The sequence below is a fragment of the Streptomyces sp. NPDC045968 genome, from assembly GCF_056430475.1.
In genome coordinates this window covers 626,256-652,002 of sequence record NZ_JBWKLF010000004.1, presented here as the reverse complement: position 1 = coordinate 652,002, position 25,747 = coordinate 626,256, and the positions used below count along the sequence as shown (strand labels likewise).

Below are 25,747 nucleotides of genomic sequence, written 5' to 3'. Positions count from 1 at the left end.
CTGGCCTCCGCTTGGATGGTGTCGTCGTGTCGCGCGACACCGTTGGGTTGAGGGGACTCGGGCGCGCCCCCGTTGACATCCGGAACACCGGGTCAGTGGCTGTGCCGCGGCATCGCCCGGAGGCAGTCCAGGACAGTCGACTCATCGACATTCCTGACCAGTTCCGCCCCGTTCGGTCCGTCCAGGACGAAGGACAGCCCGGAGGTCGCCTTCTTGTCCCGCCGCATCAGGTCGACGAGTCGCTCCGTGTCCACCCCGTCCGGCAGGCGCGTCGGCAGACCGTAGTGCTCCACCACGTCCAGATGCTCCGCCACCCGGTCCTGGCCGATGCGCCCCAGCGCTCCGGCGAGACGTCCGGCGAACACCGTTCCGATGGCGACCGCCTCGCCGTGGCGCAGCACGAAGTCGGTCCCCCGCTCAAGCGCGTGGCCCAGCGTGTGGCCGTAGTTGAGGATGTGGCGCAGGCCGGTGTCGCGCTCGTCGGCGGCGACGATCTCGGCCTTGCGGGCCACGCTGGCGGCGATCTGTTCACGCAGCGGCAGGTCCCGCAGGTCTCCGGCGCCGATGAAGTGGCAGCGGGCGATCTCGCCGAAGCCGTTCAGCCGTTCGCGAGGGGGCAGGGTGTCGAGGTAGTCGGTGTCGCAGAGCACCGCCTTCGGCTGCCAGTACGCGCCGATGAGGTTCTTGCCGGTGGGGAGGTTGACGCCGGTCTTCCCGCCGATGCTCGCGTCCACCTGCGCGAGCAGGGACGTCGGAAGGTGGATGACGGGCGTGCCCCGGTGGTAGAGGGAGGCGGCGAGGCCGACCAGGTCGGTGGTGGTGCCGCCGCCGCAGGAGATGACGATGTCGTCCCTGGTCAGCCCGGACTCCGCGAACGACCGGCAGAGTGCCTCGACAGCGGCCAGGTTCTTGTTCGCCTCGCCGTCGGCGACCTCCACCAGATGTACGGGGACGCCGGGGTCGGGTACCGACCCGGGCCCGCGCGCGGTCACGACCACTGCCCGGCGTGCCCCCGCCCCTGCCACGGTGTCGGCCAGCAGCATGCGTACGCCCGGCCCGATGTGGACGGCGTACGAGCGCTCACCGAGCTCGACGTCGATCCGCACGGCGTTCAACGGGCCGTGGCGGTCGTGGCCGTGGCGGTGCCCTCCGCCAGCTGCCGCGCGATCAGGGCGATGACCTCCGCGCCGCGGTCGCTGAGGAAGAAGTGCCCGCCGGGGAAGACATGGACATCCGTCGCGCCCGTGGTGTGCTCGCGCCACTCCGCGGCCTCACCGGGTGTGACCCGCGGGTCGCTGTCCCCCGTCAGTACGGTGACCGGGCAGCCGAGCATCGCCTCGGTGTCGTACCGGTAGCTCTCGACGGCGCGGTAGTCGCTGCGGATCGCCGGCATGATCATGTCGAGGACGTCCGGATCGGCGAGCATGCCCTCGTCCGTGCCGTGCAGGGCCTTCAGTTCGTTCAGGATCCCGGTGTCCGACCACAGACGGACGTCCTCGTCGCGGCGGCAGGAGGGGGCCCGCCGACCGGACACGAAGAGCCGTTCCGGCCCTTCCAGACCCGCGCGTTCCATCCGCAGGGCCAGCTCGTGAGCGAGTACCGCGCCCATGCTGTGGCCGAACAGGGCCAACGGCCGGTCCATGTACTCCTGGAGCGCGGCGAAGATCTGGTCCGCCAGCTCCGGAATGGATTCGATACCCGGCTCGGCGAGCCGGTCCTGACGGCCGGGGTACTGGATCGCGAGCACCTCGACCGCGGGCGAAAGCGCCTTGGACACCGGGAAGTAGAAGGTCGACGACCCGCCCGCGTGCGGCAGGCACACCAGACGCAGCGGGCTGTCCGGTGCCGGGTGATAGCGGCGAACCCACAGGTCCTTGCGCGCCGATGATTGCGGCATGGCCGGCGACTCTCCTTTTTCAACGGGCTGCGCAGGGAATTTTCGACAGCGTTCCCCTTCAGCCCTGGGACGTTCCCGTGGCTATAGGCCGAGGTTAGGGAACACGGAGTCCGTACGGCATCCCTCAGCCTGACAGTTCACCGCCGTGCCCGATTCCACGACTGTCAACATGGGCGATGCCGTTCGCGCGGCGGAACGCGCACGATTGCGCGTACGTGCGAATGCGGCGCAGGCAGCCTGACGCACCTCGCCGCAATGCGCTTCCGATACAAGAGGTGGCCCTTGAGCGCAATTCTTCTTCTGAACGGTCCCAATCTCGGGATTCTCGGTGAACGCGAACCCGATGTGTACGGCACGGACACGTTGGCGGACATCGCGGCCTCGGTCGGCGACGAGCTGGCCGGGCGGGGGTGGAAGGTCCACTCGGTGCAGCACGAGTCCGAGGGCGATCTCGTCCGGGCCGTGCACGAGCACCGGGCGAACACCGTGGGCGCCATCGTCAATCCGGGTGCCCTGATGATCGCCGGCTGGAGTCTGCGCGACGCGCTCGCCGCGTACCCACGCCCCTGGATCGAGGTGCACCTCAGCAATGTGTGGGCGCGCGAGCAGTTCCGGCACGAGTCGGTGATGGCCCCCTTGGCCAGCGGTGTGGTGGTCGGGATGGGAGCGTTCGGCTACCGGCTGGCCGCCCGGGCGCTGATGCATCTCAATCCCGTCGAGAACATCGATGACATGGAGCGGAGTTCATGAACAACGAGGCGGTCACCGCACTGTCCGAGGACCTTTCCGGCGACGTCGTCCTGCCGGGCGACGACGCCTACGAGCAGGTCCGCCACGTGTTCTCCCGCAAGGGCGCACCGGCGGCCGTCGTCCGCTGTCATGACACGGCCGACGTGCGCCGGGCCGTCCTGTTCGCGCGCGAGCAGGAGCTGGAGGTGTCGGTCCGCAGCGGCAAGCACAGCCTGGCGGGGTTCGGCACCAGCCAGGGCGGCATCGTCATCGACCTGTCGCCGATGAACGGCATCGAGATCGTCGACGAGGCGCGGCACCGGGTACGGGTCTCCCCGGGTGCGGTCTGGAGTGAGGTGGCCGACTTCCTGGAGGGGCACGGCCTCGCCTTCTCCTCCGGTGACACGGCGTCGGTGGGCGTGGGCGGGCTCCTGCTCGGCGGCGGCATCGGCTGGACGGCGCGCGCCGACGGGCTGGCGCTGGACAACGTGGTTGGCGCCGAACTCGTCACCGCCGACGGACGGTTGCTGCGGGCGAGCGCCGAGGACAATCCCGAGCTCTTCTGGGCGCTGCGCGGCGGAGGCGGAAACTTCGGGATCGTCACGTCCTTCGAGATCACCGCGCGCCCGCTGGAGCGGGTGCAGTACGGCTCCGTCGTCTACCCCGGCACCGAGGCCGCCACCGTGCTCAAGGGGTGGGCGCGCCACATGCGCCGGGCGCCCGACGACCTGATGTCCCATGTGACGCTCTTCCCCACGCGCGGTGACACCCCGGCCCCGATCACGGTGCTCTTCTGCTACGCCGGGGAGAACGGCGACGAGGCGATCGCGCCGCTGCTGGAGCTGGGGACGGTGGAGAGCAAGAACATCGACGTGGTTCCGGCCACGAAGGTGCTCGCGCCGTCCGGCGGGCTGCCGCCGGGCTGGGAGCCGACGGTGCGCAGCCGGTTCGTGCCCGACTGCAGCGACGCGTTCATCGATGCCGCTCTCACGGGGGCAGGCGCGTTCCGGACGCTGTTCCTGGAGTTCCGCAGCCTGGGCGGTGCCGTGAACCGCGTGCCGGCGGATGCGACGGCCTTCGCCCATCGCGATTCCGAGGTGCTGATGAACACGATCAACATGGGCACGCGGGAGGAGAACGCCGCCGCCGCTCCGGCGCTCGCCGGCTTCTGGACGTCTCTGGCCCCGTATGTACAGGGCGCGTACAGCAATTTCCTCAGCGAAGCGGACGCGGAGGACATCGCTGCCGCCTACCCGCCTGCGACGTACGCCAGGCTGCAGACGGTGAAGCGCGCCTACGACCCGGAGAACGTGTTCTCCCGCAACCCCAATGTGAAGCCCTCGGCACTGGTCTGACAGCCGGACCGCACATCGGAGCCCACGGCGGACCGACCGGCCGGAGGAATGGGACGCCATGTCACATTCCTTCGCCGGCGGCGCCTTCGACGTCCAGGAACCGCCATTCCCTGGCCAGTTCGACGCGTGAGCACACACCGACCTTGCGGAAGATCTTCCGCAGGTGGAAGGCCACGGTGTGGCGGGACAGGAACAGCTGGTCGGCCGCCTGGCCGTTGGTGAAACCCTGCGCGGCGAGCTTCGCCACCGCGTACTCGGTGTCCGTCAGGCTCGCCACTCCACTGCGCGGCCGGCCCGGGTCCCTGGGGTGCGGGCTCGCGTCGATCGAGCGCAGACGGCTCCTGACGCGCGAGGAGTCCCGCAGGGATCCCGCCTTCAGGTAGATCCCCATCGCCTCCTCGAACTTCTGGGCCGCCTCGGGACGGCAGGACTCCGTACGGGCCACCAGCACAGCGAGGTCCTCGATGGCCGAGGCCCGTGCCCAGGGATCGGCGTGCAGCTCCGCGGCCATCTGCAGCTTCGCGGTGTCGCCCTCGAACAGTCCGGCGGCGTGCAGGGCGGCCGCTTCGACGGAGTGCACCCCCGGGTTCCGCTCCGCGAGCCGGCGCGCTTCCCGGACTCCCTCCGCGGCCAGAGCCTTGTCGCCGAAGCCCAGCACGAGCCGTACGAGCCAGGGGGCCGCGGCCGGTTCGGCGATGAACAGCTGCCGGGTGACCGAGCCCGAGATCAGGAGTTCGGCGGCGAGCGGCGCCGTCTTCTCCCGGCCCCGGTCGACCTCGGCGACCTGGACCACGGCCCAGGCCGACTGGCCCGCCGGCAGCATCTCCCGGCCGAACACGGCGTCTTCCTGGAGCTGACGGGCGTAGCGGATCGCGGTCGCCAGGTCTCCCTGGCGCAGGGCTGCCGACGCGAGGACGAAGTGGCCGAGCGGGTTCCAGGCCCGCAGACCGGCCTCCTCCGCCGCGACCAGTCCCAGCCTGGCCAGGTCCATCGCTGCCGCGAGGTCTCCGGCGGCCGCGGTCACCTGCGCCCTGACCAGCATGGAGACGGCGGACATGCCGTCCTCGCTCATCGCGGGGGAACCGTCGGACGCGTCAAGTATCCGGCGCGCCTGCTCGAAGTCGCGTATCTGGGAGAGGAGCAGCACCAGCCGCATGTCCGCGTGGAACACGCACAGGTCGGTGCCCGCGTCGCACGCTCCCCGGGTGGCTGTCCTCGCGAGGGTGATGCCGTCCTGGAGCCGGCCGCTGCGCCACGCGTCGTCGGAGAGTGCCAGCAGACGCGCCGTGTCACATGAACCGGACATACAGCGTGAGGGGAACGCCGTACTCCGGTCGATCACTGCGGTGGATTCCACGAAACGATCAAAACTCACTTCTCGGTCAAGCCTTTCAACTGGCGCCACACCTGCTGGCACTGCGCGAACCCACGTCCCGTCAAGGCCGGGTCGCACAGGGCGCCTCGCACTTCAACGACAGGGCTCCTGAGGCCCGGTAGCACCGTTCGAGCAAGGCAGCCGCCTGCCGCTCCGGGTCCGGGTGCGAGCCCTCCAGGAGGAAAAAGATGAGGTCGATCCGGTCCGGTGTCTGCGCTCGGGCCAGGACGTGCTCCAGGCCTTCCTGGTGCGTGGCGTGCGCCCACAGGCTGTCGGCTAACTCAGCGGCATCACCCGGCCCGACGACCACCCCGGGCCTCGCGGTCAGGGCGGCGTAGACGACGTGCATCCCCTCAGCCCCAGGACAGGTCGTTCTGAACCTCCATGGCCGGAAGCTGCATTCCATCCGTCGCCTGGGTTCCTCCACCCAGGACCTCCTGAGCCGACTGCGTACCCAGGAGGGCGACGAGCGAGGCCGCGAGCACTGCCACGGCAAGAGCGAGACGAGTCGAGAGAGACATGAAGTAAAACCTTTCCCCAAGCATCGGCAACGATTTAGCAAATTGCGAAGGCCGGGATCTTCAGAGGTTCTCGGTGCCCGGCTTCGAAGATCACTCTGCCCGGCCCGGGGCAGCTGCGGAAGGGCATGGGGGCGGCATCAAGCGGCCTGGCAGGATGCGGACACCCGGCCACTGTCTCGAACCATGCGCCCGCCACCTGACTTTGAACTGGTCATCGGCGTCTGCCATGATCCATACCGCATGAGACCCCTCGGGGGGAACCACATTTCAAGGAAGGCACGAGCGTGCTAGAGACTCTCGGTCTATCCGTGGAGGCCGGCTCCGTCTATCGGGCGATGCTGGATCAGCCGGAATCCGGCGTGGACCAATTGACACTTGCAACTTTGCTGAGCAGCGGTCAAGTGCGTGCCGCACTGGACGAACTCGCCGGCCTCATGCTCGTACGCGCCTCTCGCGACCACCCCGGGGTCCTGTGTGCTGTCAGCCCTCAGGTCGGCCTCGCCGACATACTCCGGCGGCAGGAAGCGGAACTGGCCCAGCGGCAGGCCCAACTCGCCGCTTCCCGGGCCGCCGTCACCCAGCTCTTCGCAGCCCACACCGACGGTGCCGGGCCCCACGGGGACCACGGGGAACGCCTCCTGGGCCTGGACGCGATACAGACCCGCCTCGAAATCATGGGCCGCACCATGACCACCGAGTGCATGGGTGTCCACCCCGGCCACGCGCAGCGGTCCGAGGACCTGGTGGCCAGCCGGCCGCCCAACACCGAGGCACTGGCCAGGGGCGTGACGTTCCGGACTCTCTACCAGGACTGTGTACGCAGCGACGCCGCGACCATCGACCACGCCAACTGGCTGCTCGACCGGGGCGGCGAGGTCCGCACGGCACCGGTGATCCCGCAGCGCATGGTCATCACGGACCGGAGCCGCGCCCTGGTCCCGCTCGACCCCTCCGACAGCCGCAAGGGCGCGCTGTACGTCACCGAACCCGGCATCGTCATGGCCCTGGTCGACCTGTTCGAGCAGGCCTGGGCCATCGCGGTCCCCCTCGGCGCCACGCGCACCCGGGACCCCGAGACCGGCCTGAGCGCCACCGAACGCGAGCTCCTGCGCCTCCTGGCCTCCGGCCTGACCGACGAGGCCGCCAGCAACCGCCTCGGAGTCTCCGTGCGCACGGTCCGCCGCCACATGGCATCCATCATGGAACGCCTGGGAGCCGCCAGCCGCTTCGAAGCCGGCCTCAAGGCAGCCCAACGCTGCTGGCTGTGACCCTGCGGGCGCGTCCAGTCCCACGGGTCCAGGGAAGAGCGCGCGGCCCTGTGGGGCGCCCAGTCCCAGAAGTTCACCGATTGCTCAGAAACGATCAGGCGTTCCTGGCGATCACACAATTTCGGTCACAAACTGCTTCCGTCAGCCCCCGCCAAAGGGTTCACTAGGTGTGACGCATGGTGACGTGAGCGGCCCCGGCGGCTCGCGCACACGGCTCGATGCCCAGGCGCCCCGACGGAGGGAAGTGGACTGCGATGACCGTCTTACCTCCCACGGTGACCCTCTGGCCAGGACTGATGTATCCGGAGCACCCCCGCGCCGACGAGCCGGCACCGATGCGTGAATTCGATCAATTCCCCGTTCGTATCGTTCATCCGCATCGTCTCGACGAGGGGCACCAATGAGCCAGATCGTGTTGCCGGCGTTTCATATGCCGTTCCAGAGCGCAGGGTGCAATCCAGGCATGGAGCAAACGAGGAAGTCCGCCTGGGAGTGGGCGGAATCCAATGATCTCCTGTTGTCTCCGGTAGCCAGGAAGAAGATGCTGCGGACACGGCCGGAACTCTGGATATCCCTCATCTTCCCGTCCGCGTCGCAGAAACATCTCGATCTCTTCTGCCAATGGCTCTTCTGGGCGTTCCTGGTGGACGACGAGTTCGACGACGGCCCGGCGGGACGTGATCCGCAGATGTGCGAGGAGGCGATCGCCCGGCTCGTGGACGTGCTGGACGGAGCCGTACCGCACGGACCGATGGAGCGCGCACTCGACGGGCTGCGGTGGCGAACCTGCCAGGACCGCTCGCAGCGCTGGATCCGGCAGTTCCGCCGGGACACGGTCGCCTGGCTGTGGACCTACTACGCGGAGGCCGTCGAGCGGGCGGCGGGTCAGGTGCCGACGCGGGCCGACTTCGTGAAGCACCGCCGGGACTCGGTGGCGATGCAGCCCTTCCTCGACCTGCACGAGATCACGGCGGGAATCGATCTCCCGGAGTCCGCCCGCAGTCTTCCCGCGTATATCGCACTGCGCAACGCGGTGACCGATCATTCGGGTCTCTGCAACGACATCTGCTCCTTCGAGAAGGAGGCTCTGCTCGGTTACGAGCACAACGCCGTCCGGCTCATTCAGCGGGACCGCAGATGCACGCTCCAGCAAGCGGTCGACGAGGCAGGAATTCAGCTCGCCCGCATCGTCGAACGCGTACAGCGGGCCGAAAAGGAACTTGCCGAGGAAATATACGCGGCGGGTATCGACGGCGGGACCAGGGCCGCCCTGGAGCGCTGCATCCAGGACTACCGCGGGCTCGTCCGCGGTGACTTCGACTACCACGCGCGCGCGGAGCGGTACACGCGCCCCGATCTGCTGGAGTTCGACGAACGGGAAGTGATGTCGGGGTACTTCGCCGCCTGACGGCCCGCGTCCGGCGGCCCCCCGGCCCTGGGGCCGGGGGCCCTCCAGACGGTCAGGCCTTGTTCTGCGCGGCCCAGAACTCGTCGAAGGTGAGCAGGCCGTCACCGTTCGCGTCGTTCGAGTTGATGATCGCCTGCGCCACCGTCTCGGTGACGAACGGGTCGCCGAGCTGCGCCATCGCGCTCTTGTACTCGCTGGCCGTGATGAGGCCGTCCCCGTTCTGGTCGAACCGGTCGAATGCCTTGCGTGCCGACTCGATGTCCGCCACTGTTCCGCCCCTTCGTAATGCGTCACTGACGGGGTCAGATTATCGGGCGTATTCGGTGGCCCGAGCGGCGGCCGTTAATCGATCATGGAGGCGGCGCCCGTCACGGGACGGCTCGCATGGGTACGGTCCGTACTGGCGGCCACGCCCGGCGATCCACTGGCCGCGAAGATGCATCCGTACTTCCTGAGCACCCTGATGGCCCGCGGCGGGCGGCATGAACACGATCGATCTGCTGACGGTCGCCGATGCGCTACTGACGCCACTCTCGGACGCGCCCGTTCCAGATAGAGGTGATCAATGAATTACGCGACCATCCCCATGGTTATGCACCGAAAGCCAGGCGGGTGACCCATCACACCTACGATTTATTGACGAGATGGGTGCGTACGGGGGCCTTTGCCCGACTTGCGACTTTGGCGCCGGGGGCACCGGTCTGCCATAGTCGGTGACACGACCCCCATTGACCCGGGCCAGGTCGTCCAGAGCGGCCGTGAACACACCCCCCATTTCACGGCCCCCCCATAGAGGCCCCCGACGCGCCGCACAACGGCTGACCGGGGGCTTCTGTGTATCCGGAAGCGGTGGCGGGGCAGGGGTACCGCGGGGTCAGCGGTCGGAGATGCGCATCTCGAACCAGGTGGTCTTGCCACGCGGTAAGAGATCCACGCCCCAGCGGTCGGAGAGCTTGTCGACGAGGAAGAGCCCTCGCCCGCTGATGTCCATCTCCCTGACGGGCATCAGACAGGGCAGCCCGCGCGAGGGGTCGCGCACCTCGATCCTGATCCAGCCCCGGCGGCGCAGCATCCGCAGACCGAAGACGCGGGCACCGGTATGGCGCACCGCGTTGCCGACCAGTTCCGAGACGAGCAGGACCGCGTGCTCGGCGATCAGCGGGGAGAGCGCCCACTGCCGCAGCACCACGCCCGAGGTGAGCCGGCGGGCGGTCGCCGCGGACTCGGGAAGCGAGGGCAACCGGACCTCGTCCTCCGTCGGATTACCGAACAACTCCAGTGCTTTGAACGCCTGTTCGTCCTCAATGGTCGATGTCCAGCGTGCCGCGGTCGCGCTGCTGCGCGGTCGCGGCTGTTCCACACCCTCCAGGCCCGCCATGCCCACCATCATGGCCGCACGAAGCGGGTTCCGGGGCCGTTCCAGGGGAATCCCTCCCCCGGAACCGACCATTCCGAAACCCCGGGTAGGCATATGCCAGAGGCAGAACGCGCCCTCGCACAGCCCCTCCGACCTGCGGAAACACCCTCCGGGGCGGGATGTGCCACACCGTGCCGGCTGCTGCGCCTTAAGGTTCCCTTAAGGCGCAGCTAATCCGCCCGCACGGATGAACATCCGCCGGTCTGTACCCAACTGGCGTTCGGTCAGAGGAACTTGGCCTTGCCCGGCCCCTCCTCCACGAAGCTGCGCATTCCGCGCTCGCGGTCCTCGGTGGCGAACAGACCTGCGAACCAGTTCCGCTCGATCGTGAGCCCGGTGTCGATGTCCGTCTCCAGGCCCGCGTCCACGGACTCCTTGGCCGCGCGCAGCGCCAGCGCGGGCCCCTGGGCCAGCCGCGCGGCCCAGGCGTGCGCCTGCTCGTACACCTCGGCCGCGGGGACCACCCGGTCCACCAGACCGATCGTCAGGGCTTCCGCCGCCTTCACATGACGGCCCGTGAAGATGAGGTCCTTGGCGCGGGACGGACCGACCAGCCGGGCGAGACGCTGGGTGCCGCCCGCGCCCGGGATCAGGCCGAGCAGGATCTCCGGCTGACCCAGCTTCGCGTTGTCCGCGGCGATCCGGAAGTCGGCGCAGAGCGCCAGCTCGCAGCCACCGCCGAGCGCGTATCCGGTGACGGCGGCGACGACGGGCTTGGGGATGCGCGCGACGGCGGTGAAGGAGTCCTGGAGCGCCTTGGACCGCACGACCATGGCCGCGTGGTCCATCGCCTGCATCTCCTTGATGTCCGCGCCGGCCGCGAACACCTTCTCTCCGCCGTAGAGGATCACGGCCCGCACGTCGTCACGGCGGCCGGCCTCCTCGGCCAGCTCGCGCAGACGGTCCTGGGTGGCGACGTCCAGGGCGTTCATCGGCGGGCGGTCCAGCCGGATCGTGCCTACGTTGTCGCTTACTTCGAGGGTTACGGTCATGGGAGGCAGGTTAACCGCGGCTAACGGCGGCGGGGCCGGTGCTGTTGGTCACAGCACCGGCCCCGCTCCTTCGGACGCAGGGAACCTACGCGGTCCACTCCGACCACGGCATGTTCCAGCCGTTGAGGCCGTTGTCCGGCTGGATCGTCTTGTCGTGGGAGTTCTTCACGATGACCACGTCACCGATGAGCGACCTGTCGAAGAACCAGGCGGCCGGGGTCTGGCCGTCGTAACCGCCGCGCACATCGCGCAGACCGACACAGCCGTGGCTCGTGTTGGTCGTGCCGAAGATGCCCGACCCGCCCCAGTAGTTGCCGTGGATGAAGGTGCCCGAGGTGGACAGGCGCATCGCGTGCGGCACGTCCTTGATGTCGTACTCGCCGCCGAAGCCGACGGTGTCACCGTTCATCCGGGTCACCTTGAGCTTCTCGCTGATGACCATCTGACCGTTGTACGTGGTCGTCGCCGGGGCGCCCGCGGAGATCGGGATGTCCTTGATCTGCTTCCCGTCCCTGACCACCTTCATCCGGTGCGAGCTCGCGTCGACCGTGGAGACCTGGCTGCGGCCGACGGTGAACGACACCGTCTTGGCCTGCTTGCCGTAGACCCCCGGCCGTCCCTCGACGCCGTCGAGGTCGAGCCGCACGGTCACCTTGGTGCCCGCGGCCCAGTACTTCTCCGGGCGGAAGTCGAGCCGGTCGTTGCCGAACCAGTGGCCCGCCACCTCCACGGGCGGCTCCGCCGTCACCCGGATCGCGTTCTCCACGGCGTCCGGGTCGGTGATCCCCCGGGTGAAGTGGATCGACACCGGCATGCCGACGCCGACGGTCGAACCGTCCTCCGGCGTGTACTGCCCGATGAAGGTGTTCTGCGGGACCAGCGTGGTGAACGTGGTGTCCTTCGCCGACTCACGCCCCTCGGCGTCCTTGGCGACCGCGTGGACCGCGTACTTCGTCGCCGCGGCCAGGTGCCGGTCCGGGACCCAGCTCGCGCCGTCCGCTGCGATCTTGCCCTCGACCTCGTTCCCCTTGGGGTCGGCGACCTTCACCGCGCTCAGCTTGCCCTTGGCCGCCGAGACCTTCAGTGCTCCGCTCGTCGCCACGGAGTCCGCGCCGTCCTCGGGAGCGATGGTCACCACCGCCTGCGAGGCGCTGGTGTCGACGGACTTGGGCCCGTCACCCTTCCTGGCCTTGCTCCCGCTCTCGGCCGTGTTCCCGCCACAGGCCGTGACCAGCAACAGCAGCGCCCCCAGTACCAGAGCCAGGAGTCCGGACGCTCCGCGCCCACGCCGCCCGCTGCCCGCTCCGGCCGATGCCCCCCATATGGGCTGCCCGTTCAATGTGGTTGTCTCCCCTCGCACGGCCCGGCGACCCGCCGGAACCCGCACCCCCGCGCGCTGAACATGCGCGCCCGGCGCAAGATAATCACACCGGAAGCAGGGATTGCTCCCCTGCGAATGTCACCGTTCAGTCCCAACATGTCCGGGGACATCCGCAGGTGGCGCGGGGTGCGGCGGGGCCGGGGGCCAGGCGAGGCGTCAGCGCAGTGCGGAGCCCGCCTTCCACGCCTTCCAGCCGAGGTTCCAGCCGCTGAGACCGTTGTCGGGCGCGACCTGCTTGTCGCGGGAGTTGACCACCTCGACGACGTCTCCGACGAGGGTCCGGTCGAAGAACCAGCCGCCCGGGGCGTTCCCGCTGCCGCCCTTCTCGTCCCGCAGGCCGATGCAGCCGTGACTGGTGTTGAGGGAGCCGAAGGTGTCGTCCGGGGCCCAGTAGTTGCCGTGCAGGAAGGTGCCGGACTCGGTCAGCCGGATGGCGTGCGGGACGTCCTTGATGTCGTACTCGCCGCCGAAGCCGACCGTGCGGCCGTCCATCCGGGTCACCTCGTGCAGCTCGCTGACCACCATCTTCCCGTTGTAGGTGGTCGTCTTCGGGGCGCCCGCCGTGATCGGCACCGTACTGATCAGCTCGCCCTCACGGCGTACCTCCATGGTGTGCTCGGCCGCGTCGACCAGGGACACCTGGGAACGGCCGACCGTGAAGCGGACCGTCTTGCGCTGGCTCCCGAACACCCCGGGCGCGCCCTCCACGTCGCGCAGCCCCACGTCGACGGTGACCTCGGTGCCCGGCTTCCAGTACGCCGCGGGGCGGAAGTCGAGCCGGTCCTTGCCGAACCAGTGGCCCACCACCTCCACCGCCGGATCCGCGGTGACCCGGATGGCCTTCTCGACGGCCGCCCGGTTGCGGATGGGGCGGTTGAAGCCGAAGGAAACGATCATGCCGGTGCCGACCGTGGAACGGTTCTCCGGCTTGAAGTAGCCGATGAAGCGGTGTTCGGGGACCACCGTGGTGAAGGTGGTGTTGCGGGCCGATCGACGGCCTTCGCCATCCACGGCCACCGCCTCGACGCTGTACTTCGAGGCGAGACCGAGCCGGCCGGTACCGCCCACGGGCGCCCAGGAGAGCCCGTCCCGCGAGATCCGGCCGGAGACCTCCTCCCGCTGCGCGTCCTCGATCCGGGTCACCCGCACCCGTTCCAGCCGCCCGTCGGGGACCTTCACCTCGATCCGGCTCCGCGGGCCGACGTCCTCGGCGCCGTCCTGCGGGGAGATACGGATCGCGTCGAGGGGCGCGCGGGGCTTGCCCTCGCCGATGACCGGCAATCCGTCGGTGCAGCCGGTCAGTACGGCCAGCACGGTGAGCAGTCCTGCCCATGTCGGCACGGCGGCCGAACCGGCCCGTGTCCTTTTCGTTACGTGGTTCACGCACCCCCAACGACCAGGGCCGCTCGGGGGAAACGTGAGTGGGGGGCCCGCCCTGGGCAGAACAGAGGGAAGGACCACATCGGGAAGGCCGCGGCCGGGATGCCGTGAGCTCCCTCGCCGGTGCCGGTCCGAACGAGCCGCGGGAGGCTGAGAGGTGTCGAGCGCAGCCGAGCAGAAGGCAGTACAGGAGCCGGTCGGGAAGGCGGTGGAGGCGGATTCCGGGGGCCCGGGGGCCGACGGGGTCCTGGAGGTCCGGGGCCCTGGGGAAGCCCTCGCCGCCGGGACGGACGGCCACCGCGCCGGGGCCGTCGCCGCTCGCGGCGCACCGCCCGCACCACCCGTATGGCCGGGGGCACCCATGCCGCTCGGCGCGCGCTTCCGGGTGGGCCCGGACGGGGTGGCGGGGACGAACTTCGCGCTCTGGGCGGGCGGGGCGGAGTCCGTCGATCTGTGTCTCTTCGACGAGCGGGGCAACGAGACACGGTGCCCTCTGACCGAGCTGACCCACGAGATCTGGCACGGCTTCGTGCCGGGCGTCGGGCCCGGCACGCGCTACGGCTACCGGGTGCACGGCCGCTGGGACCCGTGGACCGGCGCCCGCTGGAACGCGGCGAAGCTGCTCCTGGACCCCTACGCACGGGCGGTGGACGGCTCGTTCACCCTGCCGTCCGAGGTGTACGGCCATGTGCGCGACTGGCCGCAGCAGCATGTCGCGGACACGGTGCGCGACGACCGGGACTCGGCCCCCTTCGTCCCCAAGGGTGTCGTCGTCCATGACGACGACGACTGGGTGGAGGACCGGCGGCCGAAGACGCCCTGGGCGGATTCCGTCATCTACGAACTGCACGTGCGCGGCTTCACCAAGCTCCACCCGGACATCCCCCCGGAGCTGCGCGGTACGTACGCCGGCCTCGCGCATCCGGCGGCCATCGGCCATCTGAAGCGGCTCGGTGTGACGGCGGTCGAGCTGCTGCCGGTCCACCAGTTCGCGCACGAGGACCATCTGCTGCGGCGCGGGCTGCACAACTACTGGGGCTACAACTCCATCGGCTACTTCGCCCCGCACGCCGACTACTCGGCGAGCGGCACCTCGGGCCAGCAGGTCGGCGAGTTCAAGCGCATGGTGCGCGCCCTGCACGACGCCGGGATCGAGGTCATCCTCGACGTGGTCTACAACCACACGGCGGAGGCGGGCGAGCTGGGCCCGATGCTGTCGCTGCGCGGCATCGACAACCGCGGTTACTACCGGCTCCAGGCCGACGCCCGCCGCTACGCGGACTACACGGGCTGCGGCAACACCCTGCACGTGGTGCAGCCGCAGGTCCTGCGGCTGATCACCGACTCGCTGCGTTACTGGGTGACGGAGATGGGCGTCGACGGCTTCCGATTCGACCTGGCGGCCGCGCTCGCCCGCTCGATGCACGACGTCGACATGCTGTCCCCGTTCCTCGCGGTGATCGCCCAGGACCCGGTGCTGCGCCGCGTCAAACTGATCGCCGAGCCGTGGGACGTCGGCAACGGCGGCTACCAGGTGGGCGCGTTCCCGCCGCTCTGGACCGAGTGGAACGACCGCTACCGCGATGCCGTCCGCGACTTCTGGCGCGGCGCCCTGCCCGATGTGCGGGACCTCGGCTACCGGCTGACCGGCTCCAGCGATCTGTACGCCTGGGGCGGCCGGCGGCCGTACGCCTCGGTCAACTTCGTCACGGCGCACGACGGCTTCACCCTGCGCGACCTGGTCAGTTACGAGCAGAAGCACAACGAGGCGAACGGCGAGGGCAACCGCGACGGGACGCACGACAACCGCGCCTGGAACGGCGGCGCCGAGGGCGAGACGGACGATCCCGGCATCAACGAGCTGCGCCGCCGCCAGCTGCGCAATCTCCTCACCACGCTGCTCCTGTCGACCGGCGTGCCGATGCTGGTGGCGGGTGACGAGATGGGACGTACCCAAGGGGGCAACAACAACGCCTACTGCCAGGACAACGAGGTCAGCTGGCTGGACTGGTCGCTGCTGGACCAGCCGCAGTGGCGCGGGCTGACCGAGCTGACCGCCCGGGTGCTGGCCCTGCGCCACACCCATCCGGTGCTGCGGCGCCGGGCGTTCTTCTCGGGCCGGGCCCAGGCGCCGGACGGCCTGCGCGACCTGGCGTGGTTCACCCGTGAGGGCAAGGAGATGACGGAGCAGGACTGGTACGCGCCCGCGGCGACGCTCGGCCTGTATCTGTCGGGGCGGGACATCCCGGGCCGGGACGCACGCGGCGAACAGGTGACGGACGACAGCTTCCTGACGATTCTCCACGCGGGCGACCGGCCGACCGGTTTCAGGCTCCCGGGACCGCCCTGGGCGTCCACGTACGAACTGGTGCTGGACACCTCGCTGGAGGACCAGTCGGCCGCCCCGGGGACCCTGCACCCGGGCGGCACGACCCTGACCGTTCCGGCGCGGGCGGTGCTGCTGCTGCGGGTGAGGGCGTGACAGGTGAGGGCCGGACGCGGCGGAAAAAGGACATGAGAGATGTCAGTGGTGAACCGTAGGCTCGCTCCTGATGCCCGAAACACTTGCAGAGCACACGGACCGGTCCGCCGTGCGCTCGTTGCTGCGTCTGTGGCCCTACGTCCGTCCCGTCCGCGTACGCCTGTTCAGCGCGGCGTTCGTGGCGATCCTGGCCTCGTGCCTCGGGCTCGTGATCCCGCTCGTACTGAAGTGGATGGTGGACGGTCCGGTCGCTGACCGCGACCCCGGCGGCGTATGGCTGGGGGCGCTGTACCTGCTGCTCCTCGGGATAGCCGAGGCGGGGCTGTTCGGTCTGCGGAGGTGGCTCGTGGCGCGGCCTCTCGCGGGGGTCGAGGCATCGATGCGCGCCGACCTCTACCGGCATCTGCAACGGCTGCCCGTGGCCTTCCACGACCGCTGGCCGTCGGGGCAGCTGCTCTCGCGCGGGACCACGGATCTGATGCTGCTGCGGATGTTCCTGGCCTTCCCGCTGACCTTCCTGGTGGTCAACACGACCACGATCCTGGTCGGTTTCGTCATCCTGTTCGACCAGGAGTGGTCCCTCGGTCTGGTGCTGCTCGCGCCCGCCGTCCCCCTGGTGGTCCTGTGCTCGCTGTTCGAGACGAAGTACTCCGTGGTGGCACGCAAGGCGCAGGACCAGGTGGGTGATCTGACGACGGTCGTCGAGGAGAGCGTGCTCGGCATCCGGATCGTCAAGGGGTTCGGCCGGCACCGCAGCCAGGCCCTGGCCTTCCGCGAGCTCTCGCAGCGGCTGCGCGGTACGGAACTGGGCAAAGCCCGCCTGCTGGCCGGGATCTGGGCCCTCATCACCGCCATTCCCGAGCTGGCGATCGGTGCGGCGCTGGTGCTCGGCACGGTTCAGGTGGCCGACGGAGCGCTGTCGGCGGGCACACTCGTGGCCTTCCTGTCGACGGCCCTGGCGCTGCGCTGGCCGGTGGAGTCGATCGGCTTCCTGCTGGCGATGAGCCAGGAGTCGGCGACGGCGACCGAGCGGTATTTCGAGGTCATGGACGTGGCCGAGGAGCGCGGCGCCGACGGCGACGGCCGTGGTCGCGAGGCCGACGAGCCCGGCATGGTCTTCGAAGGCGTCGAGTTCCGCTATCCCGACGCCGATCCCGCTTCCCCGCCGGTGCTCGCGCGCATCGACCTGCGTATCCGCCCCGGCGAGACGATGGCCCTGGTGGGCGCCACCGGCTCGGGGAAGACGACGCTCACGGCGCTCGTTCCCCGGCTGCACGAGGTCACCGCCGGCCGGATCATGCTGGACGGCGAGGACATCGCCGGTATGGCACGGCCACGGCTGCGCGAGCTGGTGTCGGTGGCGTTCGAGGAGCCGACCCTCTTCTCGGCGACCGTCGGCGAGAACGTGCTGATGGGCGCCGAGGGGGCGGGCGAGGAGGAGCTGCGGCGGGCCCTCGCCGTCGCGCAGGCGGAGTTCGTGTACGACCTTCCGCACGGCCTGGACACCCAGGTCGGCGAGCAGGGGCTCAGCCTCTCCGGTGGTCAGCGGCAGCGTCTCGCGCTGGCCCGCGCCGTCGTCGGCCGTCCCCGCTTCCTGGTGCTGGACGACCCGCTCTCCGCCCTGGACGTCCACACGGAGACGCTCGTCGAGGCGGCGCTGCGGCAGGTGCTGGAGCGGACGACCGCGGTGGTCGTGGCGCACCGGCCGTCCACCGTGATGCTCGCGGACCGGGTGGCGCTGCTCTCCGAGGGCCGGATCAGTGCCGTCGGCACGCACCAGGAGCTGCTGCGCGGCAACGCCGAGTACGCCTGGCTGATGTCGGGTGCGGCGGAGCCGGGAATCCCCGAGGACACCCCGGCCGCCCCCGAGGACACCCCTGCCGAGGAGGGCAGCACCCGATGACCAGTGCCACGACCGACGGACCCGCGCTCGCCGACGACGAGCTGTCTCCCGAGGAGCCGGAGCGGGCCGGGGCCGCCGGTGATCCGTTCGACCGGGACGCCCTGCCCGCACCGCGTGGCGCGACCCGGGCGCTGCTCGTCTCGCTGCTGCGTCCGCTGCGCGGCCGGGTCTGGGTGGCCGCGCTGCTCCTGGTGTTCCAGCAGGCCGCGGTACAGGCGGGGCCGCTCCTGGTGGCGTACGCCATCGACAGCGGCGTGCCCGCGTTCCGGGACAGCGACTACGGGCCGCTGATCGCGGTGGCCGTCGGATACGCGCTCTGTTCGCTCGGTGCGGGAATCCTCCAGTACGCGTTCATCCGGGGCGCCGCGCGGATCAACCAGGACGTCCTGCTCGATCTGCGCGGCCGGATCTTCCGTCACGCGCAGGCGCTGAGCGTGGACTTCCACGAGCGCTACACCTCCGGCCGGCTGATCTCGCGCTCCACCACGGACGTGGAGTCGCTGCGCGAGCTGCTGAGCGAGGGACTCCAGGAACTGATCGGCGTGATCCTGTCGTTCGTGTCCATCTCCGTGCTGCTCCTCTGGCTGGACCCGGCCATGGGCTCGATCGCAGTGCTGTCCTTCGTACCGCTGTATCTGCTGGTGCGCCTCTACCAGCGGCGGGCGGCGAAGGCGTTCGCCGCCCGGTCCACCGCGATCGCCTCGGTCATCGTCAAGTTCGCGGAGACGATGAACGGCATCCGGCCGGTCCAGGCGTTCCGCAGGGAGCGGAGCAACGACGCGGACTTCGCGGCGCTCAACCACCGTCACGAGCGGTCGAACGGCGACGCGATGCTGGAGATGGCGCGCTATGTCATCGGCTCCCGGCTGGTCGCCAACACGGCGGTGGCGGCGATGGTGCTGTGGGGCGCCTACCGGGTGGCGTCCGGGACGCTCGCGCTCGGGGTGCTGGCCGCGGCCGTGCTGTATCTGCGGCGGCTCTACGACCCGATCGACCGGCTCGGGATGTTCCTGAACTCCTACCAGTCCGCCGCCGCGTCGCTGGACAAGATCGCGGGCCTGCTGGCGCAGAAGCCCACGGTCCCCGAGCCGGCCGACCCGAAGGAGCTCCCGGCCCTGACCGGTGAACACCCGGGCCGCGCGGTGACCTTCGAGGGCGTGCGCTTCACCTACCGCACGGGCGGGGAGGTCCTGCCGCGCTTCGATCTCACGGTGCCGGCCGGGCAGACCGTCGCCGTCGTCGGTTCGACGGGTGCGGGGAAGTCGACGCTGGCGAAGCTGCTGGCCCGTTTCTACGATCCGACCGATGGCCGGGTCCTGCTGGACGGCACCGATCTGCGGGACCTCGCGACGGCCGAGCTGCGGCGGGGCGTGGTGATGGTGACCCAGGAGGCGTTCCTGTTCTCCGGGACGGTCGCCGAGAACATCGCGATCGGCCGCCCGGACGCGACGCCCGAGGAGATCGAGCGCGCGGCGAAGGCCATCGGCGCGCACGACTTCATCAGCAGTCTTCCCGACGGCTACGACACGGACGTACGGAAGCGGGGCGGCCGGATCTCCGCGGGTCAGCGCCAGCTCGTCGCGTTCGCCCGTGCCCTGCTCGCCGATCCGGCGGTGCTGATCCTCGACGAGGCGACGAGTTCCCTGGACATCCCGGGGGAACGGGCGGTCCAGCGGGCGATGGACACGGTGCTGCACGGCCGTACGGCGGTGGTGATCGCGCACCGGCTGTCGACGGTGGAGATCGCGGACCGGGTGCTGGTGATGGAGCACGGCCGGATCGTGGAGGACGGGTCCCCGGCCGAACTCATCGGCGGCACGGGCCGGTTCGCCGGGCTGCACAAGGCCTGGCGGGAGAGCCTGGCCTGACCCGGGCCGGGCCCGGGCAGAAGCCTTCCGGGACGGCGCGGAACGAGCCACACTCCGCGCCGTCTCAACGGGTGGTCACCGGCCGGAAACACATGGGTCGTTCGAACACGGCGCGTGTGCGCCGAACCCCCGTTCACCCTGCGATTACCGGCTCCGCCGAACTCCGGACGTCATCACGGCAATGATCGGGGAAACGTCCGCTTAACGAACATGGCCCATCGGGCAACGGACGATTTCCGGCCAACTTCTTGACGCGGTCCTGACAGGTGCACACATCTGCTGACACTCTTCACCCCGTTCTGCGCACCTCTTGCTCTGCCCGGATGGCTCACCCGGCCGCCCGAACACCCCCCTCGCAGAAGGAGTCAGCGTGAGATCCACGCACAGCCGTCGCGCCACCGCGACCGGCGCTCTGATAGCCGCGGCAGCGATGCTCGCCGTAGGAATCCAGACCGGCACCGCCACCGCCACCCCCGGCAGTGGACCCATCGCCGCCCCGGCCGCCGCCAAGGCGGACCCGGGTTCGCTCCCCGCGCAGCTCTCGCCCTCGCAGCGCGCCGAACTGCTCCGCGAGGCCAACTCCACCAAGGCGGCCACGGCCAAGCAGCTCGGCCTCGGCCCGAAGGAGAAGCTCGTCGTCCGCGATGTCGTCCAGGACCGCGACGGCACCACGCACACCCGTTACGAGCGCACCTTCGACGGGCTTCCCGTCCTCGGCGGCGACCTCGTCGTGCAGGAGACCAAGGCGGGGAAGACCGAGAGCGTCTCCAAGGCGTCCAAGGTCACCACCGCCCAGCTGAAGGCCGTCGGCACCACCGCCGACGTGGCCCCGGCCACCGCCGAGAAGCAGGCGCTGGGCGCGGCGAAGACCGAGGGTTCGAAGGCGGCCGAGGCCAGCAAGGCCCCGCGCAAGGTGGTCTGGCTGGCGAGCGGCACCCCGCAGCTCGCCTACGAGACCGTCGTCGGCGGATTCCAGCACGACGGCACCCCGAACGAGCTGCACGTGGTCACCGACGCCTCCAGCGGCGCCAAGCTCTACGAGTGGCAGGCCGTCGAGAACGGCACGGGCAATACCCAGTACAACGGCCAGGTGACACTCGGCACCGCGCCCTCGTACACGCTGACCGACACCACGCGCGGCAACGGCAAGACGTACAACCTCAACCGCGGCACCTCGGGCACCGGAACCCTCTTCTCGGGCCCCGACGACATCTGGGGCAACGGCACTCCGCAGAACCTGGAGACCGCGGGCGCCGACGCGCACTACGGCGCGGCGGAGACCTGGGACTACTTCAAGACCGTGCACGGCCGCACGGGCATCCGCGGTGACGGCGTCGCCGCGTACTCCCGGGTCCACTACGGCAACAACTACATCAACGCCTTCTGGCAGGACAGCTGCTTCTGCATGACGTACGGCGACGGCGCGGGCAACGTCAAGCCCCTGACCTCGCTCGACGTCGCCGCCCACGAGATGTCGCACGGCGTCACCGCCGCCACGGCCAACCTGGTCTACAGCGGTGAGTCCGGCGGCCTCAACGAGGCGACCTCCGACATCTTCGCCGCGGGCGTGGAGTTCTTCTCCAACACCAGCGCGGACCCGGGCGACTACCTCGTCGGCGAGAAGATCGACATCAACGGCGACGGCACCCCGCTGCGCTACATGGACAAGCCGAGCAAGGACGGCGGCTCCAAGGACGCCTGGTACTCGGGCATCGGCTCGATCGACGTCCACTACTCCTCGGGCCCGGCGAACCACTGGTTCTACCTGCTCTCCGAGGGCAGCGGCGCCAAGACCGTCAACGGCGTCTCCTACAACTCGCCGACCTCCGACGGTCTGCCCGTGACCGGCATCGGCCGGGACAAGGCCCTGCAGATCTGGTTCAAGGCGCTCACCACCAAGTTCACCTCCACCACGAACTACGCGGGGGCCCGCACCGGCACCCTCGCCGTGGCCGGTGAGCTGTACGGCACGACCAGCGCCGAGTACAAGGCCGTGGCCGACGCCTGGGCCGGCATCAACGTGGGCTCGCGTCCCGGTGGCGGCGGCGGTGGCACCGTCTTCGAGAACACCACCGCCGTGGCGATCCCGGACAACGGCGCGGCCGTCACCAGCACGGTCAACGTCACCGGTGTCACGGGCAACGCGCCCAGCACCCTCCAGGTCGGCGTGGACATCACGCACACCTGGCGCGGTGACCTCGTCATCGACCTCGTCGCCCCCGACGGCACGGCCTACCGCCTGAAGAACTCCTCGTCGAGCGATTCCGCGGACAACGTGGTCACGACGTACACGGTCAACGCCTCGTCCGAGGTGGCGAACGGCGCCTGGAAGCTCAAGGTCCAGGACGTCGCCGCACAGGACACCGGCCGGATCAACAGCTTCAAGCTGACCTTCTGAGGTCCATCGGCTTCTGAGGTCCCCTGACCTCCGAGGTCCAGATACGGAACGGCCCGGGCGGAGTTCACTCTCCTCCCGGGCCGTTCGCCATGCCCTGCCGGTGACGGGCCGCCGTCAGCGCAGCAGTACGCCCGCGCCCTCCACCGCCCCTTCCGCCGGCAGCGCGACCAGGCCGAGCTCCGCGCCGGAGGCCAGCAGCCGGTGGGACGGAAGGACGCGCACGGTGTAGCCGTACGGTCCCGTCCGGTCCAGCGCGAGCGGACCCTCGTACAGCCAGCGGTCCTCCAGGTCGTGACCACCGGCCGGCTTCAGTGGGAAGGCCTGGGCGTCCGCGATCGCGTCACCGGAATCGACCCGCCCGGCGACCACCTGGACCTCGACGTCGTCCGGCTCCAGCCCGCCCAGGGCGATCCGCACCCGGAGCGACAGCGTGGACCCCAGCTCCGCCGAGCCACCCGTGACCTCGGCGGCCGAGGCCTCCACGTGGTCGACGGCGACGCCGGGCCAGGCGGCCCGGACCCGGGTCTTCCAGGCCGCGAGTTCCCGCGCCGCCGCCGGGTCGAGGGAGCGCCGGGCCAGCGCGGCGGGGGCGTAGAGCCGCTCCACGTACTCCCGCACCATGCGCCCCGCGAGCACCTTGGGTCCGAGGGTGACCAGGGTGCTGCGGACCATTTCGATCCAGCGCTCCGGCAGCCCCTCGGCGTCCCGGTCGTAGAAGCGCGGCGCGACCCGGTCCTCGATCAGCGCGTAGAGGGCGTTCGCCTCCAGCTCGTCGCGCCGGTCCTCGTCCGTGGCGGAGCCGTCGGCGGTGGGGATCGCCCAGCCGAAGTCCGGCTCGTACCACTCGTCCCACCAGCCGTCACGGACCGACAGGTTGAGGCAGCCGTTGAGCGCCGCCTTCATCCCGCTGGTGCCGCACGCCTCCAGCGGGCGCAGCGGGTTGTTGAGCCAGACGTCGCAGCCCGGGTAGAGCTTCTGTGCCATGCCCATGCCGTAGTCCGGCAGGAAGACGATGCGGTGGCGCACCCGCGGGTCGTCCGCGAAGCGCACCAGCTCCTGCACGAGCCGCTTGCCGCTGTCGTCGGCCGGATGTGCCTTGCCCGCGACGACGATCTGGATGGGGTGCTCCGGGTGGAGCAGCAGCTCCGTCAGCCGGTCGCGGTCGCGGAGCATGAGCGTGAGGCGCTTGTACGAGGGCACGCGGCGGGCGAACCCGATGGTCAGCACGTCCGGGTCCAGCACTCCGTCGATCCAGCCGAGTTCGGCCGTACCGGCGCCGCGCCGTCGCCAGGAGGCGTAGAGCCGCTTGCGCACCTCCGTCACCAGTTGTTCGCGCAGGACCCGGCGCAGGTCCCAGATCTCCTGGTCCGGGATGCCGGCCACGGCGTCCCATCGCCTGAGTGTGCCGGTGGGACGGCCGAGCGACTCGCTGTCGAGGCCGCCTTCCACCGGCCCGCCCGCGAGCGCGTCCTCGGCGCGGCCTGCTCCGGCCTGCCGGGCGCCCAGCCGGAAGACCTCGGGGGCCACCCAGGTGGGGGCGTGCACCCCGTTGGTCACCGAGGTGATCGGCACCTCGGAGGGGTCGAATCCCGGCCACAGCCCGGAGAACATCTCCCGGCTGACCGCCCCGTGCAGGGTGGAGACCCCGTTGGCGCGCTGGGCGAGCCGCAGCCCCATGACCGCCATGTTGAAGAGGCCGGGTTCGCCGCCCTCGTAGGTCTCCATGCCGAGCCGCAGGATCCGCTCGACGGCGACTCCGGGCAGCTCGCCGTCGTCCCCGAAGTGCCGGGCCACCAGCTGGCGGTCGAAACGGTCTATCCCGGCGGGTACCGGGGTGTGGGTGGTGAAGACCGTGCCGGCCCGCACCGTTTCCAGGGCGGCGTCGAAGTCCAGCCCGGTCTCGGAGAGTTCCCGGATGCGTTCCAGGCCGAGGAATCCCGCGTGTCCCTCGTTGGTGTGGAACACCTCCGGGGCGGCGGTCCCGGTCAGCCGGCAGTAGGTCCGCACGGCGCGGACCCCGCCGATGCCGAGCAGCATCTCCTGGAGCAGACGGTGGTCGCTGCCACCGCCGTACAGCCGGTCGGTGACATCGCGCTCGCCCGCCGCGTTCTCCTCCACGTCGGAGTCGAGCAGCAGCAGCGGTACGCGGCCGACCTGCGCCTGCCAGATGCACGCGTGGAGCGAGCGGCCGCCGGGCAGCGCCAGCACGACCCGGCTGGGAGTGCCGTCGGCCTCCCGCACCAGGGTGAGCGGCAGTTCGTTCGGGTCGAGGACGGGATAGTGCTCCTGCTGCCAGCCGTCGCGCGACAGGGTCTGGCGGAAGTAGCCGTGCCGGTAGAGCAGACCCACTCCGATGAGCGGTACGCCCAGGTCACTGGCGGACTTGAGGTGGTCGCCGGCGAGGATGCCGAGTCCGCCGGAGTACTGCGGCAGGGCCGCGGTCACTCCGAACTCGGGTGAGAAGTAGGCCACGGCGGCGGGGAGTTCCGTACCGCCGGCCAGCTGGTCCTGATACCACCTCGGGCCGTTCAGGTACTCCTGGAGGTCGTCGGACACCTCGGTCAGCCGGTGCAGGAACTGCTGGTCCCCGGCCAGCTCGGCGAGGCGTCCGGCGGACACGGCGCCGAGCAGACGGACGGGGTCGGCGTCCGCGGGCCGCCAGCCCTCGGGGTCGACGGCCTGGAAGAGCTCACGGGTCTCGTTGTGCCAGGACCAGCGCAGGTTGCGCGCCAGATCCTGGAGCGGTTGCAGGGAATCGGGGAGGACAGGACGCACGGTGAATCGACGAATGGCCTTCACGTATTCCACCTTTACAGGGGACGTACGAATCCGAGGGGACGCACCACGGTGTGCGCCCTCTCCGTCACTCTCGAAGGTAGCGGCACGCCGCCGGGCCCGGCCACGGCGTGCGACCGGCTCACCGGGTCCGGCGGTCACCTCCCGCCCGCACCCCCGCGCCCCGGCTCCGCCCCGCGCCCACCTCTCCGGCACCTCCTGAGGCACTCAGGCCCATCCGTACGGCCCCGGCTCACGCACCTCACCCCACCCATTGGCCCAACGCGTATGAATTCACCCCATGCGATATGGCCGATTCCGCACCCTCATGCGGCCTTGTGGCGCTTCGGGGCACAAGGAAGGCTTCCGAGTGGCGGCCGGGAATCGGAGAGCCGTCACGGGGCACCCGGCAGCTACGACCGAGTAGTTAACACACCGCCGGATTGCCCACCCGAGAACGGTGGGCAGGCTTTCCCGGTACACAGCCCGGCAGTCCGTATCCGCGCACCGAAAAGCGCGTGGATACCCCGCGCACCACCCATTCGAGTGCCATTCGAGTGAACGCGGACAGGAGCGGCCATGCCCACAGCCAGCCAGT

19 protein-coding genes are annotated in these 25,747 nt (G+C 70.1%); 8 read left to right on the top strand and 11 right to left on the bottom strand.

Annotated elements, in window-relative coordinates; genetic code table 11:
- Window positions 1-92: 92 nt before the first annotated feature.
- On the bottom strand, window positions 93-1,106 hold the full coding sequence (locus tag AC07FA_RS15705; protein WP_479075908.1) for a 3-dehydroquinate synthase family protein: 1,014 nt from the start codon (window positions 1,104-1,106) through the stop codon (window positions 93-95).
- A gap of 5 nt (window positions 1,107-1,111) precedes the next feature.
- On the bottom strand, window positions 1,112-1,897 hold the full coding sequence (locus AC07FA_RS15700; RefSeq protein ID WP_479075907.1) for a thioesterase II family protein: 786 nt from the start codon (window positions 1,895-1,897) through the stop codon (window positions 1,112-1,114).
- A gap of 282 nt (window positions 1,898-2,179) precedes the next feature.
- Here AC07FA_RS15700 and AC07FA_RS15695 point away from each other — a divergent pair, with 282 nt between their 5' ends.
- Both AC07FA_RS15695 and AC07FA_RS15690 read left to right on the top strand, forming a co-directional pair.
- Window positions 2,180-2,647, top strand: coding sequence for a type II 3-dehydroquinate dehydratase (locus AC07FA_RS15695; protein WP_479075905.1), 468 nt, complete (start codon window positions 2,180-2,182; stop codon window positions 2,645-2,647).
- On the top strand, window positions 2,644-3,981 hold the full coding sequence (locus tag AC07FA_RS15690; protein WP_479075903.1) for an FAD-binding oxidoreductase: 1,338 nt from the start codon (window positions 2,644-2,646) through the stop codon (window positions 3,979-3,981). The genes AC07FA_RS15695 and AC07FA_RS15690 overlap by 4 nt, the downstream gene beginning before the upstream one ends.
- A gap of 61 nt (window positions 3,982-4,042) precedes the next feature.
- Here the strand turns inward: AC07FA_RS15690 and AC07FA_RS15685 are convergent, their stop codons facing one another.
- The 3 genes from AC07FA_RS15685 to AC07FA_RS15675 form a co-directional block, all read right to left on the bottom strand.
- Window positions 4,043-5,287, bottom strand: coding sequence for a helix-turn-helix transcriptional regulator (locus AC07FA_RS15685; RefSeq protein WP_479075901.1), 1,245 nt, complete (start codon window positions 5,285-5,287; stop codon window positions 4,043-4,045).
- Window positions 5,288-5,417: 130 nt separating this feature from the next.
- The gene (locus AC07FA_RS15680) at window positions 5,418-5,705 is read right to left on the bottom strand and encodes a hypothetical protein (protein ID WP_479075900.1); all 288 of its coding nucleotides are present in this window, start codon (window positions 5,703-5,705) and stop codon (window positions 5,418-5,420) included.
- Window positions 5,706-5,709: 4 nt separating this feature from the next.
- A complete protein-coding gene (locus tag AC07FA_RS15675) occupies window positions 5,710-5,877 on the bottom strand; it encodes a hypothetical protein (RefSeq protein ID WP_479075898.1) in 168 nt (55 codons plus the stop codon).
- Window positions 5,878-6,278: 401 nt separating this feature from the next.
- Here AC07FA_RS15675 and AC07FA_RS15670 point away from each other — a divergent pair, with 401 nt between their 5' ends.
- Window positions 6,279-7,145 carry a LuxR C-terminal-related transcriptional regulator gene (locus AC07FA_RS15670; protein ID WP_479075897.1) on the top strand — a complete coding sequence of 289 codons (867 nt, stop codon included), beginning with the start codon at window positions 6,279-6,281 and terminating at the stop codon, window positions 7,143-7,145.
- Between the two features lie 463 nt (window positions 7,146-7,608).
- Entirely contained in the window at window positions 7,609-8,553 is a 945-nt protein-coding gene (locus tag AC07FA_RS15665; protein ID WP_479075895.1) for a terpene synthase family protein, read from the top strand.
- Between the two features lie 52 nt (window positions 8,554-8,605).
- On the opposite strand, the gene AC07FA_RS15660 is transcribed toward AC07FA_RS15665, so the two are convergent.
- The 5 genes from AC07FA_RS15660 to AC07FA_RS15640 all read right to left on the bottom strand — a co-directional run bounded on the left by AC07FA_RS15660 (window position 8,606) and on the right by AC07FA_RS15640 (window position 13,726).
- On the bottom strand, window positions 8,606-8,821 hold the full coding sequence (locus AC07FA_RS15660; protein ID WP_382727670.1) for an EF-hand domain-containing protein: 216 nt from the start codon (window positions 8,819-8,821) through the stop codon (window positions 8,606-8,608).
- Window positions 8,822-9,427: 606 nt separating this feature from the next.
- Window positions 9,428-9,943: an ATP-binding protein gene (locus tag AC07FA_RS15655; RefSeq protein WP_479075893.1), complete on the bottom strand. Its 516-nt coding sequence runs from the start codon at window positions 9,941-9,943 to the stop codon at window positions 9,428-9,430.
- Between the two features lie 251 nt (window positions 9,944-10,194).
- The gene (locus tag AC07FA_RS15650; RefSeq protein WP_479075892.1) at window positions 10,195-10,962 is read right to left on the bottom strand and encodes an enoyl-CoA hydratase/isomerase family protein; all 768 of its coding nucleotides are present in this window, start codon (window positions 10,960-10,962) and stop codon (window positions 10,195-10,197) included.
- Between the two features lie 85 nt (window positions 10,963-11,047).
- Window positions 11,048-12,301, bottom strand: coding sequence for a L,D-transpeptidase (locus AC07FA_RS15645; RefSeq protein WP_479075890.1), 1,254 nt, complete (start codon window positions 12,299-12,301; stop codon window positions 11,048-11,050).
- Between the two features lie 198 nt (window positions 12,302-12,499).
- Window positions 12,500-13,726 carry a L,D-transpeptidase gene (locus tag AC07FA_RS15640; RefSeq protein WP_479075888.1) on the bottom strand — a complete coding sequence of 409 codons (1,227 nt, stop codon included), beginning with the start codon at window positions 13,724-13,726 and terminating at the stop codon, window positions 12,500-12,502.
- Window positions 13,727-13,880: 154 nt separating this feature from the next.
- Between AC07FA_RS15640 and glgX the strand changes: the two genes are divergently transcribed.
- From glgX to AC07FA_RS15620, 4 genes are all read left to right on the top strand, one after another.
- Entirely contained in the window at window positions 13,881-16,205 is a 2,325-nt protein-coding gene (glgX, locus tag AC07FA_RS15635) for a glycogen debranching protein GlgX (protein ID WP_479075887.1), read from the top strand.
- A gap of 70 nt (window positions 16,206-16,275) precedes the next feature.
- Window positions 16,276-18,108, top strand: coding sequence for an ABC transporter ATP-binding protein (locus tag AC07FA_RS15630; protein ID WP_479075885.1), 1,833 nt, complete (start codon window positions 16,276-16,278; stop codon window positions 18,106-18,108).
- A complete protein-coding gene (locus AC07FA_RS15625) occupies window positions 18,105-19,976 on the top strand; it encodes an ABC transporter ATP-binding protein (RefSeq protein ID WP_479075883.1) in 1,872 nt (623 codons plus the stop codon). The genes AC07FA_RS15630 and AC07FA_RS15625 overlap by 4 nt, the downstream gene beginning before the upstream one ends.
- 370 nt (window positions 19,977-20,346) lie before the next feature.
- Window positions 20,347-22,374 carry a M4 family metallopeptidase gene (locus AC07FA_RS15620; protein WP_479075881.1) on the top strand — a complete coding sequence of 676 codons (2,028 nt, stop codon included), beginning with the start codon at window positions 20,347-20,349 and terminating at the stop codon, window positions 22,372-22,374.
- A gap of 114 nt (window positions 22,375-22,488) precedes the next feature.
- On the opposite strand, the gene glgP is transcribed toward AC07FA_RS15620, so the two are convergent.
- Window positions 22,489-25,173, bottom strand: coding sequence for an alpha-glucan family phosphorylase (glgP, locus tag AC07FA_RS15615; RefSeq protein WP_479075879.1), 2,685 nt, complete (start codon window positions 25,171-25,173; stop codon window positions 22,489-22,491).
- Window positions 25,174-25,747 lie beyond the last annotated feature (574 nt).

Coding starts and splice junctions, on each gene's coding strand:
- AC07FA_RS15700 (WP_479075907.1), bottom strand. CDS start 1,897: ATGCCGCAATCATCGGCGCGCAAGGACCTGTGGGTTCGCCGCTATCAC.
- AC07FA_RS15690 (WP_479075903.1), top strand. CDS start 2,644: ATGAACAACGAGGCGGTCACCGCACTGTCCGAGGACCTTTCCGGCGAC.
- AC07FA_RS15685 (WP_479075901.1), bottom strand. CDS start 5,287: ATGTCCGGTTCATGTGACACGGCGCGTCTGCTGGCACTCTCCGACGAC.
- AC07FA_RS15680 (WP_479075900.1), bottom strand. CDS start 5,705: ATGCACGTCGTCTACGCCGCCCTGACCGCGAGGCCCGGGGTGGTCGTC.
- AC07FA_RS15675 (WP_479075898.1), bottom strand. CDS start 5,877: ATGTCTCTCTCGACTCGTCTCGCTCTTGCCGTGGCAGTGCTCGCGGCC.
- AC07FA_RS15665 (WP_479075895.1), top strand. CDS start 7,609: ATGGAGCAAACGAGGAAGTCCGCCTGGGAGTGGGCGGAATCCAATGAT.
- AC07FA_RS15655 (WP_479075893.1), bottom strand. CDS start 9,943: ATGATGGTGGGCATGGCGGGCCTGGAGGGTGTGGAACAGCCGCGACCG.
- AC07FA_RS15650 (WP_479075892.1), bottom strand. CDS start 10,962: ATGACCGTAACCCTCGAAGTAAGCGACAACGTAGGCACGATCCGGCTG.
- AC07FA_RS15630 (WP_479075885.1), top strand. CDS start 16,276: ATGCCCGAAACACTTGCAGAGCACACGGACCGGTCCGCCGTGCGCTCG.
- AC07FA_RS15625 (WP_479075883.1), top strand. CDS start 18,105: ATGACCAGTGCCACGACCGACGGACCCGCGCTCGCCGACGACGAGCTG.